This is a genomic window from Thermococcus sp., from assembly GCF_027008145.1.
Taxonomy (GTDB): domain Archaea; phylum Methanobacteriota_B; class Thermococci; order Thermococcales; family Thermococcaceae; genus Thermococcus.
Genome location: NZ_JALTCZ010000121.1, coordinates 1 through 6,625, shown reverse-complemented (window position 1 = coordinate 6,625; position 6,625 = coordinate 1). Strand labels below are relative to the sequence as shown.

The following is a 6,625-nucleotide window of genomic DNA, read 5'->3' as shown; positions in this document are numbered from 1 at the left end:
GATATACACTCAGTATTCGGCGACATCGAGCACATCATTAACGAAAGAATAAATGAGAAGGCCAAGGAATCATTCAAGGGGCTCTGGCAGGAGGAACTTCTGGAGAAACACGACTCGGATTATCTTGCAGTCATAGCACCAACAGGCTCCGGTAAGACGGAGCTGGCGATTCTGTGGGCGAAAAACAAAGGCAAGCTCATCTATACACTTCCACTTAGAGTTGCACTCAACGACCTTTACAGGCGCCTTTCCAAGGAGTACTTCAATGACGAACACGTGGGTTTACTTCACTCCACAGCTTTTATGGAATACGTTGAGGGCACCGACATGGAAGTAGATGTTGAGAAAAAAGTCAACTCTGCCAGTTTACTGGCGATGCCCGTAATGCTCTCAACGCCTGATCAGGTTTTCCTAACTGGATTGAACTATTATGGTTCTGACAAGGTTATTTCGGTTTACCCTGAATCCTGCATAGTGGTTGATGAAGTTCAGGCCTACACCCCAGAAATGGTGGCGGTATTCCTAAAGACGCTTAAATTGATAAAAGATGCTGGGGGAAAGGTTCTCATTATTACCGCTACCTTACCGCCGCACATAAAGTGGTACATCAGCGGTTTTAGCAAAGACGAAGCTAATAAACTTGGTGTCAACCCTGAAGAGCTTCCAGTCCCGCTATTTAACTTTAAAGTAGTGGATGTCGCAGAGGAGTTCCACGGAAGAGAAGAAGAGGTAAAGAACTTGGCTGTTATGAGGCACCGGATAAAGACTGTAGATGAGGCAATGTTTATATACATTAAAGGGGAGAACGGAAAAACTATTCTCCATCCGAGGGATGAGGCACTAGAAAAGATACAGAAATACCTGAAGAAGTTCGAGAAGGAAGGCCTCAAAACAGTTATGGTTGTCGTAAATAATGTTAAAAAAGCTGTTACTCTCTATAAAGTGCTAACCCAAGAGAAAAGCACAGAAGCCAGCTCCGAAAACTGGGAAGTGCACCTTCTCCATTCAAGGTTACCGGAAAAGAGAAAACAAGAGACTATAGACAGAATACAGGAAGTTCTCAAGAAGTATCGGGAGTTGGGAATTATAGAAAAGCCCCTCCTACTAATAACCACTCAAGTTGTTGAAGCCTCGGTCGATGTTGACTTTGACACAATGATAACTGAGATCTCGCCAATTGACAGCCAGATCCAGCGGTGGGGTAGAGTTTACAGGAACAGAGGAGAAGATTATCCCTCTTCCACTCCAAATGTGGTTGTGTTCCTTGGAATTGATAGGGGGACAAGCACTATCTATGGGGGAGAAATTGGGAAGAGAGTTCTTGAAAGGACTTCCAAAGTGCTTAACGAACTTGACGGAAAACTCTTGGGATACATAGAGGAAAGAAATTCAATCAATGAAGTCTACAGCGGGGAAATACTGGCGGAATACATAGAGCTAATCTATAATATCTACAGCAAACTCGACTACTTCACCCTCGAAAAGAAGAGTGAAGCACAAAGGGTTTTCCGCCAGCTTGGTGGGATGTACTTTGTTGTGCCAAAGCTCATGGTGAAGTTCGGTTACAACGATACTGTCAAGAGGCTAGGAAATTTGTTAGAGGAGAATTCAGACGCATATAGGCTCCCTTGGGAAGAAATAGTTAGGAAAGTTTACAAAACTAATGGGAAACTGGATAAAAAGGAGCTCAACAACAAAAAGTGGGAGCTCAAGAAGATACTTCAGGAATATTCCATTAACGTTCCCATCTGGTTTGTTCTGAAGGATCCAAACCTTCAGAGCGCCCTCCACAGAACGTTCAAAGGTTATCCAGTGGTCCTGACATGGGACGGAGAAACGGCAAAGAAGCTCTGGGAGTACGGAGTTGACGATGTTGTTGGGAAGGATCTCGACGAGGTGGACCTCCTGTGAATTACACCCCTAACTGTAACACCACCAACTGTAGCAGGGATTACACCCAAAACCATAATTCCCACTCGAACCTACTCCAGGAATACCCCCTCACCGACCTTCTCATCGGCGGCACGGAGGTTAACTACCTCTTCATCTGCCCCACAAAGCTTTGGTATTTCTCACACGGCATTACGATGGAAGGGGAAAACGAGTGGGTTGACCTCGGGAGGTTCCTGCACGAGAGGCACTACGCCAACGAGGAGAAGGAAGTCCAGATAGGGAGCATAAAAATAGACTTCATCAGGAAGGGAGAGCTTATAGAGGTCCACGAGATCAAGCTCGGAAAATCAATGGAGAAAGCCCACGAGATGCAGACGCTCTACTACCTGTACTACCTCAAGCGGCTCGGCACCAAAGCGAAGGCGGTTCTTCACTACCCGAAGCTCAACGAGACGAAGGAGATAACGCTCGAGGGACGTGAGGGAGAAGTGGAAGAAGCCATACACGAGGTCCAGAGGGTGAAATCACTGCCCACGCCACCGGAACCTGTTAAATCAAAGAAGTGCAAAAAGTGCGCCTACTACGAGCTGTGCTGGGTTTGAGGTGATAGTATGAGAAAGCGCTCCCTCACTCTTTTCTCAGATGGAAACCTCCTTCGAAGGGAGAACACCCTCTACTTCGAGAACGCCAGCGGGAAGAAGCCCCTTGCCGTCGAGGGAATCTACGACATCTACGTCTATGGCCACGTGAACATAAGTTCCCAGGCCTTGCATTTCCTCGCCCAGAAGGGAATTGCCATCCACTTCTTCAACCACTACGGCCACTACGACGGCAGCTTTTATCCGAGGGAAAAACTCCACTCCGGAGATCTCGTGATAAAGCAGGCCGAGCACTACCTGAGCAGGGAAAAGAGACTGAAGCTTGCCAAACTGTTCGTCAAAGGCTCGGCTCTCAACATGGAGCGCAATCTGAAGCGCTGGAAGGTCGCCGACGGCTTTGACGAGGAGCTTGAGGAACTCCTTGGGGAGCTGGGGGAAGCTGAAAAGATCACGGACGTCATGAACGTCGAGGCGAGGATCAGGCAGGAGTATTACTCCCGCTGGGACGAGCATCTACCGGAAGGCTTCAGGATAGTCAAACGCATGAGGAGGCCGCCGGGGAACGAGATGAACGCGCTGGTAAGCTTCCTCAACTCCCGCTTATATGCGACCATCGTGAGCGAGCTCTACAACACCCAGCTGATCCCGACGGTGAGCTATCTCCACGAGCCCGGTGAGCGGAGGTTTTCTCTGGCTCTGGACCTAAGCGAGATTTTCAAGCCGGTTATAGCGGACAGAATAGCGACTCGGTTGGTCAAGCAGGGGATAATCAAGAAGAACCACTTCCGGAGCGAGCTAAACGGCGTCCTTCTGACAAAAGAGGGCATGAAGCTCGTCCTGGAGCACTACAACAAGGAGCTCGCCAAGAGCGTCAAGCATCCCGGCCTGAAGAAGAATGTCACCAAGGGGAGGCTCATCAGGCTGGAAGCCTACAAGCTGATAAAGCACCTCGTTGGGGTTAGGGAGTACGAGCCGCTTGTGGCGTGGTTTTAGATTAGGGAAACTACAAATCTTCTCCGTCCTTTGGATTCTTTTTTCACGTAGCCTTTTTTCTCAAGCCTAGAGACGTATTCACTAACCAGTGGCAAAGGATAAGCCGCGCCCCTGCGCTCTGAAAGGATATCCCTGATCTCCGTTATCGTCACTGGTCTTTTGGCCTTTCTTATTATCTCAAATATCTCCATCTCCAGTGGTGTCAGCCGGAGTTGAGGGTTGATGATTGGAAACTCTATTGGGTTTCCCTCCGCAGTCACGTAAAACACTGCCTCCACAGCCTCGGGATTCTCATTAGAAACTTCAATCGCCGCGTAAAAGAGTTCATATCCGAGAATTCTCCGCCCACCAGTGAGATTTATCACGGTTTTTGGAACTATTAGCTTCTTAAACTCTTCAATTCTCTCCTGGAAGAGGTATGGATCCTTAACCTCCTTGGAAATCACGGGAATATCGAGAGATTTGAATCCTCTTTCAGCCTCTTCAACGAAATGTTTAATCTTCTCTATGTTCTCCTCTTTGGCGTTCTTTCTGAAAGAGTACAGAATAACCGCACTGTCAACTTTGATTTCTGCTTTTTCCAGTCTCGGCGGCAGGATAAGCTCACTTTCTCTGAAGATATGATTTATGTGTTCTCCAACGGTGACTATGTACCTCATATCCCCTCGAGATATTTTGGGAGCAATACTTAATAAACTTAACTTAAATTCCCAGAATAAACTTTAAATATTCTACACTCCCATTAGGAGTAGGTGTTCCCCATGGACAGGTGGATGATGGTAAGAAACATGGGTAAGTACCTGAGCTACCTCGTTGATGAGAGGTTTGAGGAATATGCCTACGACGTGGTTGATAGCATCGCCAAAGCAAGAACCCCAGAGGAGCTTCTTGAGGGCGTTTACAAGGCCCTCAGGCTCGCGCCGAAGCTCCAGAAGAAGGCCGAAGCAAAGGGTTGTTCTCCCATCTGGAAGCCGTCCCCAGATGACATTGAGGCCCTTGAAAAAGAAGTCGAGAATATTTCAAACCCGAGGGACCTCAGGAAGCTGGCGGTGAGCTTAGCCCTCTGGGCTTTTGCTTACTGGAACCACTGTCCAAAAGAGGAGAACTCGGATGGAGGTGTTGAATGATGTACGTTCGGATAAGCGGAAGATTGAGGCTAAACGCCCACTCCCTCAACGCCCAGGGCGGAGGGGGAACAAACTATATCGAGATTACGAAGACCAAGGTGACGGTGAAGACAGATAACGGTTGGGCAGTAGTTGAAGTTCCTGCGATAACCGGCAACATGCTTAAGCACTGGCACTTCGTGGGCTTTGTTGACTACTTCAGAACTACTCCCTACGGGGCGAACCTCACGGAGAGGGCACTCAGGTACAACGGGACGAGGTTTGAGCCTATTGAGAAAAAAACTAGGTGGGAAATTCCAAAAGCAGGCAACCAGGCTGTTATATTTGAAAAAGATAGCAACGACAAGAAATGGTACTTAACATCCGCCCCTAACTTCTCTGGGAATAGGGAAGAAGCCTCAGAGACCCACTTTATAAAGTACTTTGCTGATGCTGATGTTCATGGATTCCTAGCTCCCGCTATGGGTATTCGCAGGGTCTCCCTAGTAAAAACATCCTTCATCATCCCCACCGAGGACTTCATCAAGGAAGTGGAGGGAGAGCGCCTCATAACCGCTATAAAGCACAACAGGGTTGACGTTAACGAGAAGGGAGCCATCAGCAGTGGCAACGACACCGCCCAGATGCTTTTCAGCAGGGAGTACGCAACTGGCCTCTACGGTTTCTCAATTGTCCTTGACCTCGGCCTCGTTGGTATTCCCCAGAGTGCCCCTGTAAAAGCCGAAGGGAAGAAGTTTAAGCCCAACCTCGTAATAGACCCGAAGGAGAGGAATGCCAGGATTGAAAGCGCCCTCAGGGCACTCCTGCCGATGCTGAGTGGATACATCGGGGCGAACCTCGCCCGCTCCTTCCCGGCCTTCAAGCTTGAGGAATTCATCGCCATAGCCAGCGAAGAGCCAATCCCTGCCCTCGTCCACGGCTTCTACGAGGATTACGTTGAAGCCAGCAAGTCCATCATAAAGAACGCAGAGAAACTCGGATTCGAGGTGAAAACGTTCACTTACGGCGTCAAGCTGGAGGGAATAGAGGCAACCGAAGTCTCCTCGGTGGAGGAACTCGTAGCCAAACTCCTCAATGAGAATGGGGGGAAGGAGTGAATGGACGTTCTGCTCGTCCGCCTTCGCTTTCCATTTTTCTCGGTGGCGAGGCGCTCCTATCAGGTTAGGACGTCCCTCTTACTCCCATCACCTTCGGCCTTGAAGGGAGCGCTAGCGAAGGGACTAATCCTTCTGGAGCCTGAGGAATACATCGGTGACTCCCTCGACACCGTGGCCAGAAAAGCCGTGGCAGATGTAGAGGAAAAGCTCGTGGACGTTAAGTCTGTAAGCGTCGCCCCAATAAGCCCCCTCGTCAAGAACGCCTTCCTTCTCAAGCGTCTCAGGAACCTGGAATCCGGTTCCAAGGCCGAAAAAGATGATGCCATGAGGAGGGAGTACACCTTCACCAGAGAAGTTCTTGTAGCGTACATCTTCAAAGACCTGTCCAAGGAGGAAAAGGAGCGCTACCTAAAGGCAGCCATGCTAATTGACGCCATTGGAGACACCGAAAGCCTGGCAACGCCCCTCTGGGCCTCCTTCGTGAGACTGGAGGAGAAAACTGCACCCCTGGCCTTCTCGGCACCGTACTCCCAGGTATCTCCCCTTCTATTCCAGAGCCTTCAAAGAAGGGGAAAGATAAAAGTGTACACGGAGAGAGCCTGGGTCTCCCCGGATTATTCTGGGAGCTCTAGGAGGAGAAAAACTAAGGGTCCCGAAGAGGAGACCTTCTACATCCCAATCGAAGAACGCCGCCACAGGAGGATAGTATACTACACGAGAACGACGCAGGTTCCTGAGGTTAAAAGGGCCATTGTTCTAGATAGGAAGGTGCTGGGTATATGGACACCAGAGAGCTCTTCAGGGAACTGACGGGCTTTGAGCCCTACGATTACCAGGTTCGTACTTGGGAGGCAATAGGGGGAATAATGAAATCCGGCGGGAAGGTCATCATTGAGGTTCCTACCGCAGGGGGGAA

The 6,625-nt window shown here is 49.4% G+C and carries 7 protein-coding genes; 6 read left to right on the top strand and 1 reads right to left on the bottom strand.

The genetic code is table 11. The annotated features are described in order from the left end of the window. The 3 genes from cas3 to cas1b all read left to right on the top strand — a co-directional run. A partial coding sequence (gene cas3, locus MVD07_RS05780) for a CRISPR-associated helicase Cas3' (RefSeq protein ID WP_297499590.1) occupies positions 1-1,911 on the top strand: 1,911 nt, incomplete at its 5' end. Further along, positions 1,908-2,495, top strand: coding sequence for a CRISPR-associated protein Cas4 (gene cas4 / locus MVD07_RS05775; RefSeq protein WP_297499588.1), 588 nt, complete (start codon positions 1,908-1,910; stop codon positions 2,493-2,495). The genes cas3 and cas4, both read left to right, overlap by 4 nt. Positions 2,496-2,504: 9 nt before the next feature. After that, positions 2,505-3,485, top strand: coding sequence for a type I-B CRISPR-associated endonuclease Cas1b (gene cas1b, locus MVD07_RS05770; protein ID WP_297499586.1), 981 nt, complete (start codon positions 2,505-2,507; stop codon positions 3,483-3,485). Here cas1b and MVD07_RS05765 read toward each other — a convergent pair. Beyond that, on the bottom strand, positions 3,482-4,144 hold the full coding sequence (locus tag MVD07_RS05765; RefSeq protein WP_297499584.1) for a BlaI/MecI/CopY family transcriptional regulator: 663 nt from the start codon (positions 4,142-4,144) through the stop codon (positions 3,482-3,484). The genes cas1b and MVD07_RS05765 overlap by 4 nt on opposite strands. Positions 4,145-4,246: 102 nt before the next feature. Here MVD07_RS05765 and MVD07_RS05760 point away from each other — a divergent pair, with 102 nt between their 5' ends. The 3 genes from MVD07_RS05760 to cas5a are packed head-to-tail and all read left to right on the top strand — an operon-like array spanning position 4,247 to position 6,519. Continuing rightward, entirely contained in the window at positions 4,247-4,612 is a 366-nt protein-coding gene (locus MVD07_RS05760; protein WP_297499592.1) for a hypothetical protein, read from the top strand. Continuing rightward, on the top strand, positions 4,612-5,709 hold the full coding sequence (gene cas7a, locus MVD07_RS05755) for a type I-A CRISPR-associated protein Cas7/Csa2 (protein WP_297499582.1): 1,098 nt from the start codon (positions 4,612-4,614) through the stop codon (positions 5,707-5,709). Before MVD07_RS05760 ends, cas7a begins: the two co-directional genes overlap by 1 nt. After that, on the top strand, positions 5,710-6,519 hold the full coding sequence (gene cas5a, locus MVD07_RS05750; RefSeq protein ID WP_297499580.1) for a type I-A CRISPR-associated protein Cas5a: 810 nt from the start codon (positions 5,710-5,712) through the stop codon (positions 6,517-6,519). It abuts the gene before it with no gap. The last annotated feature ends 106 nt before the right edge of the window (positions 6,520-6,625 follow it).

Bases quoted from the DNA above. Each gene is read 5' to 3' on its own strand.
- cas7a (WP_297499582.1), top strand. From the start codon at position 4,612: ATGTACGTTCGGATAAGCGGAAGATTGAGGCTAAACGCCCACTCCCTC.
- cas1b (WP_297499586.1), top strand. From the start codon at position 2,505: ATGAGAAAGCGCTCCCTCACTCTTTTCTCAGATGGAAACCTCCTTCGA.
- MVD07_RS05765 (WP_297499584.1), bottom strand. From the start codon at position 4,144: ATGAGGTACATAGTCACCGTTGGAGAACACATAAATCATATCTTCAGA.
- MVD07_RS05760 (WP_297499592.1), top strand. From the start codon at position 4,247: ATGGACAGGTGGATGATGGTAAGAAACATGGGTAAGTACCTGAGCTAC.
- cas5a (WP_297499580.1), top strand. From the start codon at position 5,710: ATGGACGTTCTGCTCGTCCGCCTTCGCTTTCCATTTTTCTCGGTGGCG.